At 61.5% G+C, this 2,654-nt stretch carries 3 protein-coding genes; all 3 read right to left on the bottom strand.

Translation table 11 applies throughout. From position 1 onward, the window contains the following. A partial coding sequence (locus tag C0V97_RS17105; RefSeq protein WP_127103706.1) for a GTP-binding protein occupies positions 1 to 675 on the bottom strand: 675 nt, incomplete at its 3' end. A gap of 99 nt (positions 676 to 774) precedes the next feature. Beyond that, complete coding sequence (locus tag C0V97_RS17100; protein ID WP_127103358.1) at positions 775 to 1,782, bottom strand: peptidoglycan -binding protein; 1,008 nt, start codon at positions 1,780 to 1,782, stop codon at positions 775 to 777. A gap of 15 nt (positions 1,783 to 1,797) precedes the next feature. Then, on the bottom strand, positions 1,798 to 2,654 hold an 857-nt coding region (locus tag C0V97_RS17095), incomplete at its 5' end, for a flagellar motor protein MotA (RefSeq protein ID WP_127103705.1).

Here is a 2,654-nt window from a genome sequence, read left to right as displayed (position 1 = left end):
GCCCCGCTTGAGCGTACCTTCCATGATGCGCACCAAGATGATCACGCCGAGATACGGGTCGTACCAGCTATCGACCAACAGGGCCTGGAGCGGCTTGTTGGCGTCGCCTTTCGGCGGGGGCAGGCGTGTGACGAGGGCCTCGAGCACGCCTTCGATGTTCAGTCCGGTCTTGGCGGAGACCTCGACGGCGTCATCGGCGGGGATGCCGACCACTTCCTCTATCTGGGCGCGCACGCGCTCGACATCGGCGGCGGGCAGGTCGACCTTGTTCAGGACCGGGACGATCTCGTGATTGGCGTCGATCGCCTGATAGACATTGGCCAGCGTCTGGGCCTCGACACCCTGGGACGCATCGACGACCAGAATGGAGCCTTCGCAGGCTGCGAGGGAGCGGCTGACCTCATAGGCGAAATCGACATGGCCCGGCGTGTCCATGAGGTTCAGGATGTAGGTCTTGCCATCCTTGGCCGGGTAGGTCAGGCGCACGGTCTGCGCCTTGATGGTGATGCCGCGCTCCTGCTCGAGCTCCATATTATCGAGCACCTGCTCCTTCATTTCTCGTGCCGTAAGCGCACCGCAGGCCTGGATCAGACGGTCAGCCAGCGTGGACTTGCCGTGATCGATATGGGCGATGATCGAGAAATTGCGGATCTGGGAGAGGGGCGTGCCGGTCATGGCGCGATACATAAGCGATTGCGCCGTTCTTGTCATTGGGGAGAAACCGCTGCCAAGCGATTTCTCCCTGACGTTTCCTTGCCCGGACGGGCCGTGTTTTCAGCGATCTGTGAGGCGGAATTCGATACGACGGTTTCGGGTGTAGGCGGCTGCCGTATTGTGCTGATCGAGGGGCTGATAATCCGAGAAACCGGTGGCGGCGAGATGATGCGGATCAACCCCTTCACGGATCAGCACCTTGACCACGGTGATCGCGCGTGCGCTCGACAGCTCCCAGTTGCTCGGGAAGGCCGTATGGATAGGCTGCTTGTCGGCATGGCCGTCCACCCGCAGGATCCAGGGAATATCGGTCGGGATCTGGCTTGAAACCTGTTTGAAGGTATGGGCGAGCGCTGCGATTTCCTTCTCGCCTTCCGGCGTCAGATCGGCGCTTCCCTGGGGGAAGAGAATGGAACTCTGGAATACGAATCGATCGCCGACGATTTCCACGCCTTTCTGGTTCTTCAGGATGTCCTGAAGACGGCCAAAAAACTCTGACCGATAGCGCTTGAGCTGATTCACCTTATCGGCGAGCGCTACATTGAGCTTGTTGCCCAGATCGGTGATCTGCTGGTCGCGCGCACTGACATCTTTCTTGGCGATATCGAGTGCCTGCCCGATGGCCAGGAGCTGCTGGTTCAGCTGCTCGAGCTGCGATTTGAGCTGGGCTATGGTCGCCTGATCGGATTGCGTCGCCTGACCGGCAGCGGCGAGGGCCTGTTCCTTTTCGGCAATGGTGCCATTCAGCGTGGCGAGCTGCTGGGTAAGGGCATCGGCCTGGCGCTTCGCGCTGTCTCTGTCGGTGGTGAGGCTGGCCACCATGGCGTTGAGCTGGGTGTTCTTGGCTTCCGTCATCGAAAGCGTCTGCTGCAGGGCAGCCAGCTGTTGACGCAGCGCATCGAGCGAGTGCGTCCGCTTGCTCAGGGCGACGGAGAGAAATTGCTGGCCGAGTACGAAGACGAGCAGCACGAAGGTGACGACCATGAGCAGGGTAGAAAGCGCATCCACATAGCCGGGCCAGGCATTGAGTTCTCCCCCATGGGAGCTGCGTCGGGAGCGTCGAGCCATGAGAGCCTCCCCGTCTTACTGTGCTGCCGGAGGAATGGAGGTCGAGCCTCCGGGGCTGGTGGCGGCGATAGTGCGGGCCAGAACACGCAGATCATTGCGGATCTCTCCGGCCATCTGCGCCCGCCCGCTATGGAGTTCGTCGATGAGGCGTATGATATGCCCCTCGATGCGGCCGAACTGCTCGCGGCTGTCCTTGGCGTCATTGAAGGCGGCGGTGCCCGGGGTGGTAGCCTCGCCCACATGTTTCAGGAAAGGCCCAAGCAGGGCCTGCTGGTCGGCCACACGACTCATCATCTTCTGGTTGGACTGAAGCAGATCGGTCATGGCCTTGAGGCGCTCCTGCAGTCCGTCCATGACCTGGAGCTGCTGCATGCGGCTTTCCTCGCTGCGCGAGACGACATTCTGCAGGGTCTCGAGGTTCTCGGCGGTCTGTTCGAGGAGGGCCTGCACATAGGCAGGTACGGAAGCATCGCCCCCCTCGATCAGGGCACCGCCCTGCTTGGTAATGCCGACGAGCCATTCCTCGACTTCGTTGAAGAAGCGGTTTTGAGCCTGGCCGGCATTGAGGTCGAGGAAGCCGAGGATGAGCGCGCCTGCCAGACCGAACATCGAGCCCGAGAAAGCGGTGGACATGCCCTTGAGCGGTTCTGCGAGGCCTGATTTCAGCTGGCCGAACATGGCGTCCAGATTGCCATCACCCACGTTCATGCCGCCGATCACCCCGGCGATGGAACTGACCGTGAGCAGCAGCCCGTAGAACGTGCCGAGCAGGCCCAGATAGATGAGCAGGCTGGTCATGTAGCGCGAGATATCACGCGATTCGTCCAGACGACCCGAGAGACTGTCGAGCGTCGCCTGAGCCGATTGGTGCG

Source organism: Asaia sp. W19 (assembly GCF_003994335.1).
In the GTDB taxonomy this organism is placed as follows: domain Bacteria; phylum Pseudomonadota; class Alphaproteobacteria; order Acetobacterales; family Acetobacteraceae; genus Asaia.
The sequence above is the reverse complement of the archived record's forward strand: the minus strand, read 5'-3'. Positions and strand labels throughout refer to the sequence as shown.